This is a genomic window from Pseudoalteromonas sp. DY56-GL79 (assembly GCF_041414765.1).
GTDB classification, from domain to species: domain Bacteria; phylum Pseudomonadota; class Gammaproteobacteria; order Enterobacterales; family Alteromonadaceae; genus Pseudoalteromonas; species Pseudoalteromonas piscicida.
Window position 1 is genome coordinate 155,971 of record NZ_JANHZS010000003.1, and the last position, 22,770, is coordinate 178,740.

Here is a 22,770-nt window from a genome sequence, read left to right on the forward strand (position 1 = left end):
AGTTTTTCACTTTTGACCATAACTCAAGTTGAAAGCCAAAATTAAAGGAAAGGCAATGTCTCAAATTAATGAAACACACGACATCCAACTAACAAGTTGGGTAGCTAGTGCGAATGCGACTGGAACTGATTTCCCTATTCAAAACTTACCTTTTGCAGTATTTCGTCGTAAGAACAGTAATGAAGAGTTTCGTGGCGGAGTTGCGATTGGTGATCAAGTACTAGACCTTGGCGCAGTTGTTGACGCTAACCTATTTTCAGGCGACGCCGCAGAAGCAGCCGAAGCTGCAAATGCCCCAGCATTAAATGAATTTATGGGTATGGGCCAACAGTACTGGTCGGCTCTTAGACTTGCCCTGTCTCGTGCATTACGTGAAGGTTCTGAACTGCAATCAAGCCTTGAAGGCGCATTGGTTGCACAGGATGACGTAGAATACGCTTTACCTTGTCACATTGGCGATTACACTGACTTTTATACCTCAATCTACCACGCAACAGCGGTAGGTAGCCTGTTCCGTCCTGATAACCCGCTGCTACCAAACTACAAATGGGTACCAATCGGTTATCATGGTCGTGCATCGTCTATTGGTGTTTCAGGTCAAACTTTCCCTCGCCCTAAAGGCCAAACCAAAGCACCTGATGCAGATACGCCGTCATTCGGTCCTTGTAAGCGACTAGACTACGAATTAGAGCTAGGTATTTACTTAGGTAAAGGTAATGAACTTGGCGACTCTATCGCAATTAAAGACGCTGAAGATCACGTTTTTGGTTTCTGTTTATTCAATGACTGGTCTGCACGTGACTTGCAAGCTTGGGAATATCAACCATTAGGTCCATTCCTTGCGAAAAACTTTGCTTCAACGGTGTCTCCTTGGGTTGTAACCACCGAAGCACTTGCACCATACCGTACTCAATGGCACCGTGATGAAAACGATCCACAACCGCTGGAATACTTAGAATCAACGCAAAACCGCGAGTCTGGTGCTATTGATATTCGCATGGATGTCTTACTAGAGACTGAAAAAATGCGTAGCGAAGGCGCTAAACCAAGCAAACTGTCTGAATCCAGCTTCAAGCACAGCTATTGGACAGTTGCGCAAATGGTTACGCACCACACAGTGAACGGCTGTAACTTCCTACCGGGTGATATGCTAGGCTCGGGCACGCAGTCAGGTCCTGAGCATGTAGAAGCGGGTTCATTACTCGAACTGTCGCGCGGCGGTAAAGAAACTATCACGCTTGCAAACGGCGAAGAGCGTAAGTTCCTAGAAGATGGCGATAAAGTAATTATGCGCGGTTGGTGTGAAGCCCAAGGCTACAACCGTATCGGCTTTGGCTGTGTTGAAGGCACTGTACTTCCAGCAAAATAATCGCAATTATTCGTGCGTTAATCGCAATTTTATTTACTTTTAAATCAAAGGCATGATGATTTCATGCCTTTTTTTAGTTCTAAAAACTGGAAATTTGACTAAAAATTGTTAGAGTGTAGCGCTGATTTAAATCCGAGGTTGAACGTTGCAAGTACTCAAGCGCCTATATCTAAAGCTGTTTAAGCCGACTCAATTAATTGTTCGTCAAGACGCAACTGTCAAGATGCTGAAACTGCCATCTTGGGTTCAAGCTTGCTCGATTTTGATTTTGCTTGCTGTCGCCATTTGGATAGCCAATGCCTCACTCAAATTACAAGAAAACGGTGACCAGCTCACTAAAGAGCAACAAAACTTAGCGCAGCTACAAGCTAAGTGGCAAAAAGAAAAATCACAGCTTCAAGCACAATTAGCGCAGCAAAAAGGCATGCTTGACCAACTGTCACAGCAGCACAGTGTGCTTGAGTCATTGGTTGACTCGACTCAAACAACTGACGACAACGTAGTGGAAGGCGAGCTAGAAGAAACACCGACAGACCTTAACAGCTCACAACCAAGTACCACAACCGAATTTGCTCCCCAAGCCAGTTACCTACTCATCCAACAACGACAGCTCAGCGAACAACTTGGGCAATCGTTCAGCGCTGAGATTGCAGCGATGCAAGAATCCATCGACAGTGCGGGATTACAACTATCATCTGACTTCTCAGAAGCACAAGGTGGTCCCTACTTCCAAGCCGACTTAGAATTAGTAGAAGCCAGCTTTATTAATGCCATTGACCAATACGCTGTTTATGCGCAGTTAGCGACGATGATTGGCCAACTGCCAGATACACTGCCTGTCGCTCAGGAGAAATATTATGTCTCCAGTGCTTTTGGTTTTCGTAAAGACCCGATCACTGGCCGCCGTGCCTATCATAAAGGTATCGATCTCGCAGGTTGGCACAAAACACAGATAGTAGCCCCAGCTTCTGGCACCGTTAAACGAGCGGGGAAAAATGGCGGCTATGGCAACTTTATCGAAATTGAACACGCTAATGATATCACCACACGCTATGGTCACCTTCACACCATCAAAGTGAAAGCGGGTCAACAAATCAATAAAGGTGATGTAATTGCATTAATGGGCAGCACAGGAAGAAGTACAGCGACACACTTGCACTATGAAGTGATTCAAGGTAAAAAACACCTAAACCCAATTAAAATCGCTCGCGCATTCAATAAGTAACATATAATTGCAATTGCGCTGCGGTAGCGAGGAATTCGTGTTTAACTCTTTTAAAAACCAACGAAACGACGTCCCGGCTATTATTGCTCAAAGCACTAAAGTCACGGGCGATATTGTCTGCGAAGGTGAACTGCAATTAGATGGTACCGTCCATGGTAACCTCGACATCGAAAAACTAATCATCGGCAATAAAGGTTTAGTACAAGGTAATATCCAAGCCAATGAACTGACGATATTAGGCAAAGTAGAAGGTGATATTAAGGCCAAACAAGTCACGCTGCTTCCTAGCGCTCAAGTATTTGGCAACATCGAACACGAAACCTTAACGATTGAAGCTGGTGCGCATGTCGATGGTAAATTGACACATCGTAACGAGCGAGCCAATAACGTCACGGCAATTGACTCTGCTGACGATCAAACCATAAACAACTAAGATCTTTTCGCGCTGATATACATGTTAATGTCGGCGTGAAATACTTTCTCTCCCGCAGTATTAAAAACTTCCACCGGTACAACTAGCTCTTCTTTATCTTGCCATGCTCGCGGGTATTCTATTTGCGCCACGGCATGCAGATCGGTCTCGGCTTTAGCTAAGTATTGCACTGACATCCCCTTTGGGATCCAGCGATGGGTTTTATGGTCGATGGTTGCGTCTGTCATGACTCCTGCACACAACTCCGCAAGATTACACTGTGCAATAGCGTGAACCGTACCTATGTGGTTATGAATGGCTTTACGGTTACGAATTGTGGCTCTACAAACGCCAGGCTTCAGTTGTGTGATTTTAGGCTTAATGGTGCCAAAGTAAGGGGCCTTACGACATACCGCCTTACTGAACATCCATTTACCAAATGGCAACCAACTCATCCTTTTATAAATTTTTAAAAGTGGTGCAGACATAAGATTTTTCTAAAATGATTTTGCTTAAAATTAACACATCTGACCAGTTAATCAACCGTCTACAATTATCAGCGAATAAAATATCTTAAAAATTTGCTAAATCGGCGCTTTGTCCTGTCTTTTCTCATTCTCCACAATACAATAACGGCCAAAAGGAGACGCCATGACCCAATCAAATTCAAAAGCACTGATTTTTATTCTCGCTTTACTTGTTATCTTTTGCCCTTTAGGTATCGATCTCTATCTACCTGCGTTTGTGGACATGCAGTCCAGCCTTCAAGTATCAGAAAGCCAAATTCAGCAAACGGTGAGTATTTATATGTTAGCTGTGGGTCTTGGACAATTGATAGCAGGTCCACTTGCGGATAAATATGGCCGTAAACCAGTTGCACTGGTTGGAATCGTTTTGTTTGCACTTGGCGCCGTAATGGCAAGCACAGTCTCCACTTGGCCGCTCATGATGGTAGCTCGAGTGCTACAAGGTCTGGGCGCTTGCGCCACTTTCGTCAGCGCTTTTGCTATTGTTCGTGATAGCTTTGGACACAAAGGCAGTGGCCAAATGATCACTTACCTCAATGGTATTGTATGTTTTATCCCAGCATTAGCGCCTATTTTAGGTGCGTGGTTAACCGTCGAGTTTGGCTGGCAGAGTAATTTTAGCTTTTTGTTTGGCTTTGCCGTTGTTGGCCTCATCTTAGTTTCTCTTATTTATAAAGAGACTCGCCCCGAAGATACGCATTACAGTGGTCATATCCTAGATTTGAGACGTTTTAAGCCGATGCTCAGTAGCTCGACTTTCATATACAATGCCGCCTTAGCTATGCTTGGTATGGCTGCAATGCTGGTATTTGTGATTTCGGCTCCGGGGTGGATCATGGCAAAAATGGGCGGCAGTGTTTCCGACTTCACATTTTGGTTTACTGGCAATGCGGTACTGAGTATTGTCGCAAGTTTTATTGCTCCCCACTTCATCAAGCGCAATAGCCAGAAGTCACTCACCTTTGGCCTCGCCGTTTTTAGCTTTAGCGGCCTGTTGTTACTGGCTTTGCCACAAACTGAAATAGCGCACTTTGTACTGCCTATGTATATGGCATCAGTCGGCTTTGCATTTACGATTGGAGCCGCGGCTGGTAAAGCGTTATCTGGGTTTGCTAAACAAGCTGGGACGGCTTCAGCGCTGATTGGGGTACTACAGATGAGTGGTGCAGGGGTGCTTGCAACCATGACGCAACCACTAGCATTGGATGCCCCGATGCAACTCGCGTTGCACTTACTACTCGCACTACCTTTCCTGCTATTGCTGGCTACGAAGCACCGTCACCAGCTTCACAGTGCAGCTTAATTAGAATTGATGTAATAGCAATTATCAGTACAGTTCCTTTATTAATAACTACGATGTATGGTTAGACGTCCTGTCATAACCATACATTATATTAAAGTAATTAAACATTCTTATTAATTTCAAAAATCCGCATAATTTACTCTTTACGAGTTCTTGTTATTGGTTATATGCTAACCACCGTTAAGAAGTTGTTAGTTTTTATTAACAACAATATTCACGCAATGTAACTGAGAAAATAACAATGAAATTAAACAAGTTAACTGGGGCACTACTCATCGCTGGCGCCTGCGCTATGTCACAAGCACAGGCATCTGAGGATCGATACATCATTCAGGTCGACAATTCGAAAAAAGGCGTCGTAAAAGCACTTGCTAAAAAGCTTGGCGCTGAGCTGCACGTTGATGGCGATGGCTTCTTCGCTGCAACTTTTACAGGCAAAGATCTTAGTCAAGTAAAGGGCTTATTAAACAACCCACACATCAAACTCGTTGAAGCAGACCAAAAGCGTTACCCTCTGGGGATTTATAACGACGACGCAGGTAACCCAATGCAGCAACAGGTTACGCCTTATGCAGTTTACCAATCACAAGCTGATCAACTTACTTTCGATGCCAATGCAGGCATGAAAGTATGTGTGATTGACTCAGGTCTTGACCAATCAAACGCTGATTTCATTTGGGGTAATATCACTGGTGATAATGACAGCGGCACAGGTAATTGGTATGAAAATGGTGGCCCACACGGCACACACGTAGCCGGTACTATCGGTGCTGCTGACAATAATATTGGTGTTATCGGCATGGCACCTGGCGTGCCAATGCACATTATTAAAGTATTTAACGCAGAAGGCTGGGGCTACTCTTCTGACCTTGCTCACGCGGCAAACCTATGCTCACAAGCAGGTGCAAACATCATCAATATGAGCTTGGGTGGTGGTGGCTCAAACAATACAGAATCAAACGCATTTGAAAACTTCCGTAATGCAGGTGGCTTAGTGGTTGCTGCAGCTGGTAACGATGGCAACAATGTTCGTTCATATCCTGCAGGCTACCCATCAGTAATGATGATCGGTGCAAACGATGCAGATAATCAAATTGCAGACTTTTCTCAGTACCCAAGCTGTACTTCTGGTCGTGGAAAGCGCGCGACTAACGACGAACATATTTGTGTAGAGGTAACTGCAGGCGGTGTTGATACGCTTTCAACTTACCCAGCAGACATGGCGACCTCTTCAAGCATGACCGCTGATGGTTCAGCGTTTGCAAGTTCAGCAATGGAAAATAGTGGTAACGCTTCAGGCTCGCTTTACTTTATGGGCACAGCTGAAGCAACCGATGGCGCTGCAAACGGTAAAGTGTGCCTAATTGACCGTGGTAATATTTCATTCCACGATAAAGTAGCAAACTGTGAAGCATCTGGTGGTATCGGCGCGATTATCGTAAACAATGAAGCAGGCATGCTATACGGCACTTTAGGTGATACTAACAGCACATCAATCCCAGCGGTTGGCGCTGCATTTGAAGATCGCACAGCGTTGATGGCCGCTACAAACGCGAACATCAGCATTGGTACGAGTGATTATGGCTTAATGAGCGGCACATCAATGGCAACTCCTGCTGTTGCAGGTCTTGCAGCATTGGTATGGTCTAACCACCCAGAGTGTACTGGTGAAGAAATCCGTAGTGCATTAAAAGCAACCGCAGCAGATGCTGGCGCTGCAGGTAAAGACGTGTACTTTGGTTACGGTATCGTTAAAGCAGCAGATGCGAGCGCTTACTTAACAGCTAATGGTTGTGCTGGCGGTGGTACAGGTTCAGGTGGCGGTGATAACACAACAAGCGTTGAGCTTTCAGCTTCAGGTTATAAGCAAAAAGGTAACAGTTATGTTGACTTAAGCTGGAACGGTGCAAGCACGTCACAAGTCGATATTTATCGTAACGGTAGTAAAATTGTCACAACTAGCAATGATAATAGTCATACAGACAGCATCAGTGTTAAAGGCGGCGGTACATACGGCTACCAAGTGTGCGAACAAGGTAGCACTGCGACCTGTTCAGCAACACAAACTGTTGTGTTTTAACTCCCAACCAACCAATTCAAGAATGCCGGTCTTTTGATCGGCATTTTTTTATTCTACTACTCCCCCCCCCATCTTTTGTTGATAGCTTGTTCGGCTCCCTCTCTTAAGATCTGGATCAAACGAGTAAGCCTATGACCATAGAGATTTGTTCATTTCCATTTCACTTCTACACTCTATAATGGAGTTGGACAGTCACAGAAGGAGTTCATGAAATGAGTACATCGGGTTATACCCCACCTAAAGTTTGGCAGTGGCCTTGGCAAAGTGGCGATGGTAGTAAGTTCGCAAATATCAACCGCCCTACTGCAGGCGCAAGATTCGAAAAGTCCCTACCGCAAGGCAAACACCCGTTACAACTCTACTCCCTCGCAACCCCAAACGGCGTGAAAGTGACTATCTTACTAGAAGAGCTTTTAGCAGCCGGGGTAAAAGAAGCAGAATATGATGCCTTTTTAATTAATATCATGGAAGGTGAGCAATTTAGCTCAGGGTTTGTTGCACTGAATCCAAATTCTAAGATCCCCGCGTTATTAGATACCAGCACCAATGAACCTACCAAAATCTTTGAATCTGGCTCAATTTTGCTTTATTTAGCTGAAAAGTTCCAAAAGTTCATTCCTCAAGATCCCACAAAACGCACGGAGTGCCTCAACTGGTTATTTTGGCAAATGGGGGCTGCGCCACTACTTGGTGGTGGATTTGGTCACTTCTATGCCTACGCACCAGAGCACTACGAATATCCAATCAACCGCTACACGATGGAAGTGAAGCGCCAACTGGATTTACTGAATCAACACCTAGCCACAAGAGAATATATTTGTGGCGATGAATACACTATCGCGGATATGGCAATCTGGCCGTGGTATGGCGTGCTAGCCCAAGGACACCTATATGACGCGGCAGAGTTTTTAGACGTCAATGGCTATGAACACGTGATCCGCTGGGCTGGACTCATCGCCTCAAGAGAAGCGGTCAAACGCGGAAAAATGGTAAATAAAACATGGGGAGAACCTCATGAGCAGCTTCATGAAAGGCACGACGCCAGCGACTTTGATACCAGCACCCAAGACAAACTAGAGCCATAACCTTACCTTGGTTTAATTCTTGGTTTTATAAGAGTTAGCTTTATCTATCGGGTTTGATTAATCAGATTTAATCAAACCCGATTGTCTGTATGTCAGAAAAGAATGGTGTTAGTTTATTTTATGCTTAAGAACAAAACGGTATTCGACGATAAACGTTTTTTAAAAAGCTAAGTCGTACAATGGGGTGAGCTCAACACCTAACTAGAGAAGCACGAAAAACCATGCATTATTTGTGTTTTTGTCAGTAATAGCTGAATTTTACAGGTAAGTGTTGTCGAAGTAATAAGCTCTTTGGCCTTGATTAGACACCCAACTGGTGCGCATTTATTTAAGCAATGAATTGAATCGTTTACACCTTAGCTGAGCCTTTAACTAACTGGACGAATAAGCCATCCCCTTGAGTAGCGCAAGATTAAGGTTGACCGATGAATGTCTAGTGGCCCTAAACGATAAGTTGTATCGACTGATTTAGGCAGCGATGAGATCGCAATAAGAGACCCTCAATATGTGTTTGCCGTAAACGATTTAACGGCTAACCGACATAACGAAGTTTAACAGGTTTAAGCGTTGCCAATACAAATTAGCTGCTTACTTAAAAGCAGCTAAAAAGAATCGTTATGCGTACTTGACCGGAGAAGGTTCAGATGTGTTAGCCGTATTTTGTATGACTCATTAACTAAGCCATGCCATACCGAATATTCCTGGGATGATTGAATAATATACGAGACCGAAAAAAAACATCGGACCTCCAATTGCTCTAGGAAGAAAATTCAGCACATCTGACTTTCTTCCATATTTTATGGTTCTGTATGAATCTCTAAAACCATCGACTGACAACATAAATGCAACAACCAACATAAGCCATGTCATCCAATTTAATTTATTAAGCTTAAACTCTTGCCCCCAATCCCTTATAGAAAATCCTTCAGATACTCCCTTTACACGTCCTTCAACTGTAAAGTCAGAAGGTTGATCTGAAGTGAAATATATTTTCACCGCAAAGCCATCATTAGGTTCAAGTGCTTCCTCTTCATCCAAATTTATTTGAATAATTGTCTGAGAATTAAATTCACTTCTAGTTACAGAAACAGCAAGATCCTCTCGACTCAAAGAGCTTAAGGAAAAACTCAATAGATTAATTGATGGTGGAACAACAATCCGCATAGGATCCAATGAGCTCAGTCTACTTGAATCAATATAATCATCACCTGCGTTCCAAATCGCAACACGGCTACTATAAAAATTATTTATAGGCTTATCATTCCAAAGAAGCCTTAGCTCTGGTACATCACCTTGAATATCAGCAAAAACTTGATACTTTTCTAGCGCATAAACAGGCTCAGGCTCCTTTTGACCAATTGAATAAAAAAACCAGCCAATAAGAATAGCGACTAAAATCTGTACCAGTGGGTTCTTCACTATTCTAAAAATTGCATCCATAAATTCCTTCCAAAACTAAATATAAAGACGGCTAGCGCCCGGTTATGGGGCGGAAAATGCTTGGCTATAATTAGTGAGGGACGAACGCAAACCAAGCTTTTTTTCGTCCAAGCCATAAACCACTTGTTAGGTATTTTTACTACACATACATAGTGCAGATAATTGATAACCACGTTAATGAAAATACTATAACACTGCTATTTTCTGAGCGATGATTAATATAAAAAAATAGTACACCAAAAAACATAGCTATATTAAAAGATAAAAATGATGATTCTTGGGCACTTATTTGTTGTCCTGTAGCCCATATAGCAAGCCTATAAAGTAAACAAAGCGTCCCAAGATAGAAATATACCCTAACCAACCAAATTCTAAAATGTTCATCTGACTGCAAAGGTTTAACTTTCTTCGTCAGATATATTTCTTTCAAGATAGAGAGGATCTCTTTGTCAGCTTTATTTAAACTAAGCATATGGCTCCAATATATACGAAACACCTAAAAATTTAATAGTGCGCAAATCGCGCATATTTCTGATTTGCAATCGCGCATATTTCTGATTTGCAATCGCGCATATTTCTGATTTGCAATCGCGCACTTTTATGATTGGTTTAGTTTTAACAAAATTGATAACTCATGGCCAACATTATTAAAAGTTCAAGTTACGATTTTTTGAGAAAGATAAAAATGCGCAACTTGCGCATTTTCTTGAATATGGGGGAAATAGCTCTACTTGTTAATTCTAGTTTTCCTCTCAAAGCAGCAAATTTGCCTGCAAGCACCAAAAAATCTCTCAGCACCGTTTTCCTCCCTCATCACACCCGAAAGTAAATTGCCAATGAGTCATTTCAACGCATGGATGCGTGAAAAGCGGTGACAGGGCCAAGGATGGCCCTTACACCGCGGTGACGTTCATATTGGCAATTTACTTGAGGAGTCAGTGTGATGTTGGGAGTGCCCTTTCTTTTGCATACTTGTTCTTTGGGCATCAAAGAAAAGTATGTCGTAGCCCATGGATGGGCGTCGAAACCTGTCAGGAGGACATATTAGCCTTACCCTCCTTGGCTTATATCAAAGCGCATCCATGCGCTCCTCGTTCATTCTTTTGAAACGACGCAAAAGAACGAACCAAGAAAACGTCGCCCCAGCATCACACTCAATCCTCAAACCCTAAGCCGATATAGTGCAACCGTCTTGTAAGGCACTTCCCTATGCCAGACAAGACTTGGCCGACATCCTGTCGGCACATTGCATATCGGCTTATGCTTTTCTGGTGTGATGGAGGGGGAATAAGTTGCTTTCAAGATCTTTTGAACCACAACACTTCTACTGCTTTTATGATTAAGTTGCTTACAAGCACCACAAAAACGATCCGAGTGAGCACCTAATTAACAGTCTAAATCGTTTTGTGGGAGGTGGTTTACCCGCCGAGAAGTATGTTTTTCGGGTGCGATGAAGAGAGGAAAGTAACGCTGACTGTTAATTCTAGTTTTATCTCCTGAAGCAGCTAAGTCGCTTACAAGCACCACAAGAATTTATCAGCGCCTTGTGTCTCCCTCATCACACCCGAAAGTAAATTGCCAATGAGTCATTTCAACGCATGGATGCGTGAAAAGCGGTGACAGGGCCAAGGATGGCCCTTACACCGCGGTGACGTTCATATTGGCGATTTACTTGAGGAGTCAGTGTGATGTTGGGAGTGCCCTTTCTTTTGCATACTTGTTCTTTGGGCATCAAAGAAAAGTATGTCGTAGCCCATGGATGGGCGTCGAAATCCGTCAGGAGGACATATTAGCCTTACCCTCCATGGCTCGTATCAAAGCGCATCCATGCGCTCCTCGTTCATTCTTTTGAAACGACGCAAAAGAACGAACCAAGAAAACGTCGCCCCAGCATCACACTTAATCCTCAAACCCTAAGCCGATATAGTGCAACCGCCTTGTAAGGCACGTCCTTGTGCCTGACAAGACTTGGCCGACATCCTGTCGGCACATTGCATATCGGCTTATGCTTTTCGGGTGTAATGGAGGGGGAATAAGTTGCTTTCAAGATCTTCTACGGCTTTTATGATTAAGTTGCTTACAAGCACCACAAAAACGAACGGTGTGAGCACCTAATTAACAGTCTAAATCGTTTTGTGGGAGGTGGTTTACCCGCCGAGCTGTTATGTTTTTCTGGTGTGATATTGACCGTACGTTCTGGTTTTTCTCTTAAAAGCAGCTAAGTAGCTTGCGAGTACCAAAACAGCTCTCAGCACGGTTTTCCTCCCTCATCACACCCGAAAGTAAATTGCCAATGAGTCATTTCACGCATGGATGCGTGAAAAGCTGTGACAGGGCCAAGGATGGCCCTTACACAGCGGTGACGTTCATATTGGCAATTTTCTTGAGGAGTCAGTGTGATGTTGGGAGTGCCCTTTCTTTTGCATACTTTTCTTTGGGCATCAAAGAAAAGTATGTCGTAGCCCATGGATGGGCGTCGAAACCAGTCAGGAGGACAACAAACCAACACAGCGAGATTCAATACCTCCCAAAACAAAATCTTAACAATTCAGTGATGTAGATTTCGCCAGAACCCTGTATTATAAGCCTGTTAAAAGCTTAGGAACGGGTGTGCCTGTACGTTAAGCGAATGGATACTAAAATCAATAACTGTGCTTATGGAACTTTTTGCGCGAATGGAATGATATTATGATCAAGAAAACCGCCATCATCATTGCAATATTGGCTGCTATTAGCGGCTGTAAATCGCTGGTTTATAAAGGTAATAAACTTTACGAAGCGGGAATGTACCGCCAAGCTGCTGAATATTATTCACAAGCACTCGCGGAAGACCCTGAGGATCTTGAAGCGAAACAAGGTTTAACACTGGCGCGAGATAAGCTTATAGATAAAGGACTTATCGATGTGCGTATGCTGCGCTTAGCAAATAACTACACCGCTTCTGCAACTAGGCTAGAAGAAATCGTAGAGAACCAAGCACAATGGCAAATGAAGCCGACTGGCGCGATGGCAAATACCCAAAGAGAAGAACTAGATTACGCGAGGCAATGGCTACTCGACGAAGCCCGCTCGCTATCAAATACGCCCTACCCTGACAAGTTTAAGCTGTTTGAACATAACTATCGCCATCTGATCAGCAATGCGCAATTAGCAAGCGCCATGAGTACCCACTATGACACGCTAAGAACGCAAGCGCAGAAAAAGTGTGATGAACTTGCAGGACAGGTCAGCGGGCAGCGCTTCTATTTAAAAAGTTTCACGGAAAAATACTGTTTAGCGTGGCAAACTCCAAAACGTTTACGTGTAGATAACCAAGATAAAAGTCGTTATTTTGCGATGAACATACGAGATCGTGTCGATATTGGCTTGCGCTTTGGCAATTCAATCAGAGGACAATATGGCGCATTTATCTCAAGCCTAAATACGGCATTTAATAATAGCCTCTGGTTTGATAGTGATGGCAGTCAACAGCTTTCATTAGAGCTATATGCAGATGCAGACTATTACCGCACTAGCAATCAATATATTCAGCGTAAGCATTATCAACAGGAAGTTGAACGACCAGACCCTAATAACTCAGATAAGACGCACACCGTAGAAGTCACAAGAGAGTTCACTTACCCGGTGACCATCTACGATGAGAAATTTGATATCAACGTTAATTATGAGGCGAGTTTAGCCCATCGTTATATCAAAGGCAGTGCAAGCGATAGTAAGCATAATAAAACCCGTGCGCATCAGGCTGATTTTGAACAACTTGATATCACCCCACTGTCTCCAGACTTTCTTAATCTTTCACAGATAACTGAAAAGACCTTTGACGAACTACTCAAAAAATTCTCTCAAGATCTTACGCTAACTTGGAAGCAAAATTACTGTGGACAGGCACTTGGCAGCAATAAAGGCGAAAATATTCTACGCTGTGCCAAGCTTGAGCCCGAGCATGACTATATCAACCGTTGGTTTGACCAGCACTTTGGGATCAAGTACTCAGAAATGACGACTTTATACGGTATTTGAGGCTCAGAATGAGTTTTGAAACTCGCCAAAAAGCCGAAAAATGATTATATTGTGCCAACTTTATTTGTATTAGGAATTAAGCTATGCCAAAGGCAAGTGAAATAAAAAAACATGCCGCGATCGAGTATAACGGCCGCGTAATGATTGTTCGTGACATTGAGCGTTCAGTACCACAAGGTCGCGCTGGTGGTAGCCTATACCGTATGCGTATGTACGATGTAGTAGATAACTCTAAAGTAGATGAGACTTTTAAAGCGGAAGAAATGCTGACACTTGCAGATCTTAACCGCCGCCCTGCAATGCTTTCATATGTAGATGGTGATGAGTATGTGTTTATGGATGATGAAGACTACACGCCATACCATCTAAATAAAGAGTCTATTGCTGAGCAATTATTGTTTATCGATGAATCAACTAAAGGTTTATCTATCGTCGTGGTTCAGGGCATGCCTGTTTCTATCGACTTACCTTCAAGCGTAGAGCTTGTGATTGAAGATACCTCTCCTTCAATCAAGGGCGCATCTGCTAGTGCTAGAACAAAGCCTGCGACATTAACGACTGGCCTTGTTGTTCAAGTTCCTGAGCATATTTCAAGCGGTGACAAAATTAAGATCAACACTGCTGAATCTAAGTTCATGGGCCGTGCAGAATAAGTCCATTGCACTTTTGATAGCGAGCCGTTGTGCTCGCTAGCGTCTAAAGATCCCCAAACTTTCTTTGCAATAGTGCCATTCTATAATTTTGGCCTTACTCTTAAAAATCGCGCAAAACGCGGTTTACCAAACTTAGTATACCCTTGATATCGATAGGTAATTTGACTACCAATCGGTGGTGGTGATGCGCGCTCTTCGTCGCTAAACCCCGACCCAACTTTAAACTCCATACCTTGTTCATCTCTCACCAATAGCGATCCCATCATCCCTTGGTACTTTCCCTTACCGGGTAAGTGCTTAATCACGATAGCTTCGTCATCAAGGTACGGCTTGTATTTTAATACGTTGGTTGTTCTTCCATCTTCGTGTTTGGCATTTTTAGCATGCAAAATAACACCTTCACCGCCTCGCTTTAAGACACCATGATAATAGTCGTTTAACTCATCAACTGAGCCAAATGATAGCTGCTTGACGGGTCTAATGTGTGATAACTCAATATGGCTTAGTAGGCTTAAGTAACGCTCATGGCGCTGAGAGAATATTTCTGTAGAATTTGGCGCATCAAATACATAATAAGTCACTTGACGCCAGTGCTCATTATTAGGCGAATGGCGTCTTGCAATCGCGCTCACAAAAGCAAAGTTATTGTACCCAGCCCACAACTCGCCGTCTAACCATGTATCAGGTAGCCCGTGCGTAAACCAGTCTGGTGCCTTAATTAAATGACCACCACGCGTACGCAGTTGCGAGCCATCCCAAATGGCCCTAACACCATCGAATTTTTCACTCACAAGATAATTAGAAATATCTTCGTCGCCTTGATATACCGAAGCAAGCTGGATTTTTGTGTGGGTTTCATTTCCATAAAGAAGATTGGAAAAACCTAAAAAAAAGCAGAACAAGAATGGTACATATCGCATAGCATAATCCTTTGCAGTGGATAGTTAATACCAGCGACTTGGTGCATTGTTTGCGTTCGCCGATATTAAAAATTAACAAATTTCACACTTAAAGATTACACAAGAATCGACGTTTGTAAAATCGAACAGCTTTGACTAACAGTCCCCTGTTTATACCAATTGCTATTACCTTTCAGGGCAAAGCCAGTCAAAAACCGCTTCGAGATCGGTAAATGAATGATCGGCAAGACTTAAATCTTGTTTATTAGAGTGCGCATTTGGCACGACAACCGCGTTTAACCCAGCTTCCTTGGCTGAAGTTAATCCTGTGCAGGTGTCTTCTATAGCCACGGCTTCGTGTGGTGCAATGTTTAGCGCAGCAAGCGCCTTGCGATAAGGTTCTGGATGAGGCTTCGGCTGTTCGACATCGTCTTTACACACAATGACAGAGAATAACTCTAATAGCCGATAGTGTCGTAAAACAGGGAGCGCTTCTGCTTTGCTACTTCCTGTCACGAGTGCGATTGGACAACGCATTGAGGTTAATTCAACGACTTGCTTTGCAAAATGCATCAATCTAGGGAGTACTTCCGCAGCCGTTGCAACAAAGACGACATTTTTTTCATCACATAAATCGCCGGCAGAAGGCGCAAGTTGGTGTCTTTCTTTAAGTATATGCGCAGCTTTAAGCGTTGGTACACCCGAAAACTCATCACAAAAGTCATGCTCCGTATAAGTAACCTGATACGGGGCTAACACCTTCATCCAACTTTGGTAATGGAGTGCTTCTGAATCAACTAATGTACCGTCAAAATCAAATAAAACTGCCTGAAAACGCATTTACACTCCTTAAATTGGTTGTATTAATTAGCCGTTGATCCCTGCTGGTGGCTCAGCAGTAGCTTCTTCACCGCTATCAACTTCAACTAATGTATAGCCTCGTGGCTGTCTAATCACTTTTAGAATTGGCTTATCGAAAGCTGACTTCAGTCTATCTGCATCCGCTTGCAACTCTTCCATCGAACGACCAAAAGGTGCAGCACCCGTTTCAGACCAATTCGTTACCTTCCCATTTAAGTTATATTCCACTTCATGGATTTGATATAAAGCCGCTTCGTCTTTTGTTGCTTCACAATATATCACTCGATAATTCCAAAAACCTGACATATCCACTCCTAACATAAAAATTTCATTAAAAAGCCCGCTTAATGCGGGCTTTAGTTATTCTATTATAATCACTGTAGCGTGAATTAGAAGAATTTCACTTTGAATTCAGCACCAATGAAGCGCGCTTCATTTAGCATACCGGTGTTGTTATTGAAATCTACACCACCGATAACCACTTGCTCGTCAAATAGGTTACGAACAAAGGCTGACACTTCATATTCGTTATCGCCTTCAGACCACATATAACCAGCACGAAGACCTGTTTCAAACAACGCTTCACCTTCAAATTCTACTGATTTGTATAAGAAGAAGTCTACTTCACTACGGTAAGACATATCACCATAGACGAAGAACTCGCCGCCTTCTAACTCTTTCGTGTAGCGAAGTGTTGCGTTTGCGATCCACTCAGGAGCGTGAGGTAAGCTGTTACCGTCCAAAATTGCTCGAGCTTCTGGACCGTTAGCACCCTCAACCATATAGGTTGGATCCGTCACGGTACACTGCGCACAAACCGCTACTGCTAAGTTTTTATCTTCAAGCTCAGTTTTGTTATAGCTTAGGTTAAACGTTGCATTTAGCTCATCCGTTAACACCCATTCGGTATCAAGTTCGAAACCATAACCGGTTGTTTTATCAGCATTCACTAAGCGGTTGAAGTTTGAGCCGCCACCTACAGCCGTTAGCTGTTGGTCGTCCATCTGATAGTAGAATACCGTCGCGTTTACGCGACCTTGGCCATCAAGTACGTCTGACTTAATACCAGCTTCAATCGAGTTAGTAGTTTCTGACTTAGCAACAGTCACTTCATCACCGAACAAAATACGGCCTTGAACACTTGGAGCACGGAAGCCGTTAGCTACGCGACCAAACAAGTTTACGTCATCAGTTAGCTTGTAAGTGGCACTTAAATCCCAACTTACGTGGCTATCGCTTGGGTTAGCGGTACCATCAAGTACGTCTGGAGAGCCGTTCCAAGGTGTTGGATTTTTAGTACGCTTGGCGTAAAACTCTTTCTCATCGTCAGAATAACGCAGACCAGCAGTTACTTTTAAATCATCAGATACGGTGTAATCAAAAGAACCGAATACAGCCCATGCTGATGTATCTTGATCTTGGTAAGCATAACCATTTTGTGCACCGTACTGACCAAGGCCAGCATCAAATGCAAATGTATCGAAGCTGTAGCTTTCAATCATAAGATCTTCTTCAAATAAGAAGATACCTACCTGATAGTTGTAATCGCCTGAGAAGTTGCTAGATAAACGAAGCTCTTGCGTGTACTGATTATGTTCAGGAATAACATCTGCTGTTTCAGAAGCAAATGGAATGATACCTGGGCCTTGGAAACCAAGGAAGTCAGCACCGTAACCACCGTCAACGTCTGCACGAGAATAGATTTCAGCACTTTCCCAAGCAGTAATTGACGTTACAGTATGCTCAGGTAAATCCCACTCAAGTTTTAGACTCAAACCTTGAGTTTCAACCTGTTGCGTCGAACGAGAGGCCGCATCGTGGTATACCACATCGTTGTCATACAATGGGTTAATGTTATTTGTGCCAGCTTCAATTAAATTTGCGCGAAATGCAATTGGGCGACCATCTAAATCACGATAGTGGTAGTTAAGTAGGCCGTTAAAATCATCGCCTTCATATAGGAATTGAACACGAACGGCTTGCTCGCTGTAACCACCTAGAGAATCTTCTTTCTCGAAGCCTGGCGCTTTTACATCGATATAGTCTTCTTGTTCCTGCCACAATGCAGAAATACGCGTTGATACACGGTCAGTTACTGAGCCGCCTACTGCGCCTTCAAAGTCTACCGCGCCGCGGCTACCATAAGAAACAGCAGCATAGCCATCAAACTCTTGGCTTGGTCTAACCGTGTCAAATTTAACAAGACCTGCTGGCGTGTTACGACCGAATAGCGTGCCCTGAGGACCACGTAATACTTCAATACGTGCAATATCGAATACAGGGAAGCCTTTTAGAATAGGGTTTTCTTGAACCACTTCATCAACAACCAAAGATACAGGTTGAGAAGCATTTAGATCGAAGTCTGTGTTACCTAATCCACGTACGTAAAAACGTGGGAAAGTACGACCAAACGAAGATTCTACCGATAAACTTGGGATCTTCGCATTCATAAAGCGAATGTCCATACCCGCTGAGCTGTAAGCATTCAAGTTATCACCTTGAAGCGCTGAAACAGACACAGGTACTTCCTGCGCGTTTTCAACACGTTTACGTGCGGTGATTTGAATAACTTCTAGTTGATTTTTTTTGGCTTGCTCTTCTTCAGCAAGTGCAGAAAATGAAGTACCTGCCACAGCAGAGAACAACGTAGCATTAATAAGGGTAGCTAACGTAGATCTTTTCATTGCTTTCATGTTGGTTTTCGACCTTTTAGTGCACTCTTTGTTCAACGGTTTAAAATTTGGGCGCCGTTTCACTTGGCGTGAACGTTCAATTTTTCGCGATTTGAATATAATAACGCGGACCTTACAGTCGAGAGTGCGATACAACTTTGTAAGGCTGAACGAGACGGCGGTAATTATAGCAGGTAATTTCTACTTTGCTTTATAAACCGAACTAAAAAATCAATTTTTTTGCAACTTTCAGCGACGTTAGCTGACAGTTTACAACATTTAGCAACAAAAAACACAAAAAAGCGGACAATTGTCCTTTAAACTTAATGGTATATAAGTTCCAAAAAACCATCTTTACCGATAACAGAACCATAACACAGTGGTCGAAACTGTGCCGGTTACCTAAACAATACAAATTTGCGCCCAAACAAACGTATTGGCCATATCGGAAACCATGATTGCAATGCCAATGATATGACACCGGTGTAATGATAAAGTTCAAACAAAATTAAAAAGAGGACATTAGACCGATTAAAGGGAAGTTTTAGCCTTTCTATGCCACTTATAAATAAAAGGCTTAAGGTAACTGCATCGATGTGAATTCAGCACGGCCAGTCTGTTCATTGTATTCAATTATAGCTACCGCGGCAGTTGAGAAGATAGGCATTGTATCCGGACACAAACGGTCTACCAAATAACTAACTATTGGCATATGTGCGACTAAAATCCAGGTTTGGTGTGCTGGATACATAGAGATAAGTGTTTCTAAATAATCGATAGCTGTGTGTGCTGATCCACTCGGTACTATGTCTGAACAGGTTTCAACAAATTTAGGCGTTTGAAGTGCAAGCACTTGCTCCGCGGTTTGTTGTGCTCTGACGAAGGGACTCACAAGTGCAGCGTCTATCTCAAAATATTGTTTCAACCATTCACCTACATCCTTGGCTTGTTGTAATCCTTGTTCGGTTAAATTTCTGCTTGCATCGTCGGCTTGCATGGGTTCAGCTTCACCATGACGCATAATCAAGATAGTCTTCATACTGTTCAGCACCTTCTGTTTATATCACCCTACATATATGCGGACTTATGCATGATGAGATCCACGTTTAACCTATTGTCGTTAATGGCCTTTCCCTTCTGCGCCACTCACACCCGGGATCTTATGCTTGCTGACTACTCATATATGCAGCTTGGCATTATTTTCTTCTAAACCGGTAGCTATCTCACTGGTTTGTTCGCTATATTAAAACAAATGAAGGATTAACATGAAATGAAATTCTAATTACCTTCAGTTATCTTTTAACTAATTTATCGGCAGCAGCATATTGAAACTGAGTAATAATGATAGTCGGCAGTACCAATTACTAACACTGGACAATGGTCTTAGAGTCTTGTTGATCAATGACGATTCAACTGCTAAGTGCGCCGTATCATTAACAGTTAATGTCGGTCACTTTGACGACCCCGAAGCGCGTCAAGGGATGGCGCACTTTTTGGAGCATATGCTATTCCTTGGTACTGCAGAGCACCCTGACTCAGGTGGCTTTTCGCAATTTATTAGTCAGTATGGTGGCCAGAGCAATGCGTGGACTGGTACCGAGCACTCGAGCTATTACTTTGACTGCGACGCCGAACAACTTGACGAAGCGTTAGAACGCTTTAGCCAATTCTTTGTGTCTCCACTGCTGAGCGAGAGCGATACTGAAAAAGAGCGTGAAGCCATCGATGCCGAGTTTAAGATGAAAATCAAAGATGATGGCCGTCGCATCTATCAAGTTCATAAAGAAACCATCAATCCTCAGCATCCTTTTGCCAAGTTCTCTGTTGGTACCCGAGACACTCTCGCAGATCGTAATGGTAATATCGCCAGTGAATTACGGGCGTTTTTCAATCAATACTATCAGGCTCAATGGATGACTTTGGTGATAGCTGCACCACAACCGCTGGCTACGCTTGCGACCTTTTGCTCACCTTTTACAAAAATTGTTGGCAGCAAAGCGCAAAAACCAGCGATCCAAGCGCCTATGTACCGAGAGCAAGACCTGCAGCTAGAACTGCAAATAAAGCCTAGAAAACATATGCAAAAACTTATTGTCAGTTTTGCTATGCCCAACCCTACCGATTTATACCGCCATAAAAGCGTGAGCTTTTTAGCCCATTTGTTAGGGTATGAAGGTAAAGGCTCACTGTATTCTATCCTCAAGTCACAAGGTTGGATTAATGCACTATCGGCTGGTGGTGGGATCACGGGTAGTAATTTCAGAGATTTTAATATCAGCTTTGCACTTACCGATGAAGGGATTGAATACTATGAAGACATAGTGGAAATGCTGTTCGAGTACATAGCATTAATTAAGCAAAATACCGCTGCACTACCACGCCTTTATCAAGATAAAAGCACTTTACTAGATATCGCGTTCGATAACCAAGAAGTCGGCCGTATGTTAGACTGGGTAAATTCAATCAGCGTTAATATGCACCACTATGAAGAAGAAGATTTTCTCTATGGTGATTATCGCATGGATGGCTTTTCTCAAGAGCAGCACGAAAAACTACTGATGCATTTGTGCCCTACTAATATGCGCCTTGTGCTTATCCACCCTCATGTGGAGGTAAATAAAAAAGCTAAATGGTACAACACGCCATACAGTGTCTCGCCAATAGCCAAAGATTGGATTGAGTCGCTCTATAATGTGCATATGCCTTTGCCACAAATGTCGCTACCACTAATTAATCCATACCTCAGCGCGAAAAACCCACTTCATGATGTAGAGAGTGAACAGGATACGCCTATTCGTCTAGCTGATCAGCCTGGATTTGAATTTTGGTTTAAGCAGGATTTGACTTTTAGAGTCACCAAAGGGCATTTTTATCTCGAAATAGATTCCGCCCCGTCCGTCACTTGTCACAAGCATATGGCACTCTCTCGCCTGTTTGCCGATCTCTTTATGGATGCGGTCGCTGAGCGTTTTTATAGCGCAGAATTAGCCGGCCTTAGTTATCATATTAATTCCCATCAAGGTGGCTTAACACTTCACACCGCAGGGCTTACTGGTAATCAAATCACCTTGGTTTTAGAGTTAGTCGAGGCACTACTGAATCAACCAATCCATGCAGCTCGCTTTGCGGAATATAAAAAGCAACTTATCCGCCATTGGAAGAATCACAATAAGAATAAGCCTGTTAGCGAACTGTTTAGCCGACTTGGTGCCCATTTGATGCCCTGGAACCCAAGTCCTGAAGACTTAGCCTGCGCACTTAAAAGTGCCAGTTTTAACGAATTTCAACTATTTCGAAAGCAGTTTTTTTCAGCCATTCATGTCAAAGCTTTCATGCATGGCAACTGGCAACTAAAACATGCTGAAAAATTAAAAACATCAGTGCACGGGCTATTTTCAAGTAGCGAAATTTTAGAAGATTTGAAACGTCCCTTAAACGAGTTGACGAAATTAACGGAACAACATATCGAACGCGAAGGCTGTGATTATGCCTTCATTGAATATTTTCAATCACGTACCGATTCCGTTAAAGAAAAAGTCACTATGATGGCGATTAATAATCTCGTTAATCAAGATTATTTTGAGCAATTAAGAACGAAGGAACAACTTGGTTATTTAGTTGGCGCTGGGTATGCACCATTCAATACACGTGCAGGTATCGCTTTTTATATTCAATCTCCCAACTTTGATAGTGGACACCTACTTGCACGACACAACCAATTTCTTAAGCACTTTGCCAAACAATTGCATCAGCTCGATGAAGTGAGTTGGCAACGTTCGAAAGAAAGCTTGTTGCTACATATATCGGAGCAAGACAAAAATCTAAGGCTAAGGGCGCAGCGTTTGTGGATTTCGATTACCAATGACTTCCACCAGTTTGATATGCAGCAAAGATTAATCCAAGCTTTGACCGACTTGGAATTAGAAGACATCCTTACTTATATAGATAAAATGTTAGAGCCAAATGCTCCACGACTGATTTTAAAGTGTAATTAGCGTTTTAGTGTAAGCAAGGAGTGCTTATCAAACTTTTGAATGACTATTAAGACTTTTCTCACCTAGTCCATTCATTTGAAACCTAATCAAAGTTCAAAAAATACGCAACCACACTCCTTAGCATAATGAATTTCATCTGAAACTTTGTTTCGCTGTTGTGAAAAACCGCAATTAACCTGAATTTCCCCTTAATCAACGTTTTCCTTTTGACTACTACAATGGCTTGATT

General features: G+C 42.9%; 17 protein-coding genes. 9 read left to right on the forward strand and 8 right to left on the reverse strand.

Annotated features, from left to right (window positions below; translation table 11 throughout):
• Nucleotides 1–55 precede the first annotated feature (55 nt).
• The 3 genes from fahA to NO992_RS03255 all read left to right on the forward strand — a co-directional run bounded on the left by fahA (nucleotide 56) and on the right by NO992_RS03255 (nucleotide 3,027).
• Nucleotides 56–1,369, forward strand: a complete 1,314-nt coding sequence (fahA, locus tag NO992_RS03245; protein ID WP_010372399.1) for a fumarylacetoacetase — start codon at nucleotides 56–58, stop codon at nucleotides 1,367–1,369.
• 145 nt (nucleotides 1,370–1,514) lie between these two features.
• Nucleotides 1,515–2,594 carry a M23 family metallopeptidase gene (locus NO992_RS03250; RefSeq protein ID WP_371374285.1) on the forward strand — a complete coding sequence of 360 codons (1,080 nt, stop codon included), beginning with the start codon at nucleotides 1,515–1,517 and terminating at the stop codon, nucleotides 2,592–2,594.
• A gap of 37 nt (nucleotides 2,595–2,631) precedes the next feature.
• On the forward strand, nucleotides 2,632–3,027 hold the full coding sequence (locus NO992_RS03255) for a polymer-forming cytoskeletal protein (protein WP_371374288.1): 396 nt from the start codon (nucleotides 2,632–2,634) through the stop codon (nucleotides 3,025–3,027).
• On the opposite strand, the gene NO992_RS03260 is transcribed toward NO992_RS03255, so the two are convergent.
• On the reverse strand, nucleotides 3,024–3,494 hold the full coding sequence (locus NO992_RS03260; RefSeq protein ID WP_010606036.1) for a hotdog fold domain-containing protein: 471 nt from the start codon (nucleotides 3,492–3,494) through the stop codon (nucleotides 3,024–3,026). The genes NO992_RS03255 and NO992_RS03260 overlap by 4 nt on opposite strands.
• Before the next feature lie 163 nt (nucleotides 3,495–3,657).
• Between NO992_RS03260 and NO992_RS03265 the strand changes: the two genes are divergently transcribed.
• From NO992_RS03265 to yghU, 3 genes are all read left to right on the forward strand, one after another.
• Complete coding sequence (locus NO992_RS03265) at nucleotides 3,658–4,836, forward strand: multidrug effflux MFS transporter (protein WP_371374292.1); 1,179 nt, start codon at nucleotides 3,658–3,660, stop codon at nucleotides 4,834–4,836.
• A gap of 241 nt (nucleotides 4,837–5,077) precedes the next feature.
• Entirely contained in the window at nucleotides 5,078–6,916 is a 1,839-nt protein-coding gene (locus tag NO992_RS03270) for a S8 family serine peptidase (RefSeq protein WP_371374296.1), read from the forward strand.
• A 212-nt stretch (nucleotides 6,917–7,128) separates the two neighbouring features.
• Nucleotides 7,129–8,001: a glutathione-dependent disulfide-bond oxidoreductase gene (yghU, locus tag NO992_RS03275; protein WP_371374299.1), complete on the forward strand. Its 873-nt coding sequence runs from the start codon at nucleotides 7,129–7,131 to the stop codon at nucleotides 7,999–8,001.
• A 672-nt stretch (nucleotides 8,002–8,673) separates the two neighbouring features.
• Here yghU and NO992_RS03280 read toward each other — a convergent pair.
• Nucleotides 8,674–9,441, reverse strand: coding sequence for a hypothetical protein (locus NO992_RS03280; RefSeq protein WP_371374302.1), 768 nt, complete (start codon nucleotides 9,439–9,441; stop codon nucleotides 8,674–8,676).
• Nucleotides 9,442–9,580: 139 nt separating this feature from the next.
• Nucleotides 9,581–9,913: a hypothetical protein gene (locus NO992_RS03285; protein ID WP_371374305.1), complete on the reverse strand. Its 333-nt coding sequence runs from the start codon at nucleotides 9,911–9,913 to the stop codon at nucleotides 9,581–9,583.
• Nucleotides 9,914–12,129: 2,216 nt separating this feature from the next.
• On the opposite strand from NO992_RS03285, the gene NO992_RS03290 reads away from it, so the two are divergent.
• Both NO992_RS03290 and yeiP read left to right on the forward strand, forming a co-directional pair.
• Nucleotides 12,130–13,461, forward strand: coding sequence for a tetratricopeptide repeat protein (locus NO992_RS03290; protein ID WP_371374308.1), 1,332 nt, complete (start codon nucleotides 12,130–12,132; stop codon nucleotides 13,459–13,461).
• 83 nt (nucleotides 13,462–13,544) lie between these two features.
• The gene (gene yeiP, locus NO992_RS03295; RefSeq protein WP_010606026.1) at nucleotides 13,545–14,114 is read left to right on the forward strand and encodes an elongation factor P-like protein YeiP; all 570 of its coding nucleotides are present in this window, start codon (nucleotides 13,545–13,547) and stop codon (nucleotides 14,112–14,114) included.
• A gap of 80 nt (nucleotides 14,115–14,194) precedes the next feature.
• Here yeiP and NO992_RS03300 read toward each other — a convergent pair whose 3' ends face one another.
• From NO992_RS03300 to sixA, 5 genes are all read right to left on the reverse strand, one after another.
• Entirely contained in the window at nucleotides 14,195–15,034 is an 840-nt protein-coding gene (locus NO992_RS03300) for a DNA ligase (protein WP_371374312.1), read from the reverse strand.
• A 165-nt stretch (nucleotides 15,035–15,199) separates the two neighbouring features.
• A complete protein-coding gene (locus NO992_RS03305) occupies nucleotides 15,200–15,853 on the reverse strand; it encodes an HAD family hydrolase (protein WP_371374316.1) in 654 nt (217 codons plus the stop codon).
• 27 nt (nucleotides 15,854–15,880) lie between these two features.
• Nucleotides 15,881–16,180: a hypothetical protein gene (locus NO992_RS03310; RefSeq protein WP_010374748.1), complete on the reverse strand. Its 300-nt coding sequence runs from the start codon at nucleotides 16,178–16,180 to the stop codon at nucleotides 15,881–15,883.
• 83 nt (nucleotides 16,181–16,263) lie between these two features.
• Nucleotides 16,264–18,567: a TonB-dependent receptor gene (locus NO992_RS03315; protein WP_045962670.1), complete on the reverse strand. Its 2,304-nt coding sequence runs from the start codon at nucleotides 18,565–18,567 to the stop codon at nucleotides 16,264–16,266.
• 556 nt (nucleotides 18,568–19,123) lie between these two features.
• Nucleotides 19,124–19,585 carry a phosphohistidine phosphatase SixA gene (sixA, locus tag NO992_RS03320; protein ID WP_010374744.1) on the reverse strand — a complete coding sequence of 154 codons (462 nt, stop codon included), beginning with the start codon at nucleotides 19,583–19,585 and terminating at the stop codon, nucleotides 19,124–19,126.
• A gap of 286 nt (nucleotides 19,586–19,871) precedes the next feature.
• Between sixA and NO992_RS03325 the strand changes: the two genes are divergently transcribed.
• The gene (locus NO992_RS03325) at nucleotides 19,872–22,541 is read left to right on the forward strand and encodes an insulinase family protein (RefSeq protein ID WP_371374321.1); all 2,670 of its coding nucleotides are present in this window, start codon (nucleotides 19,872–19,874) and stop codon (nucleotides 22,539–22,541) included.
• Nucleotides 22,542–22,770: the final 229 nt, after the last annotated feature.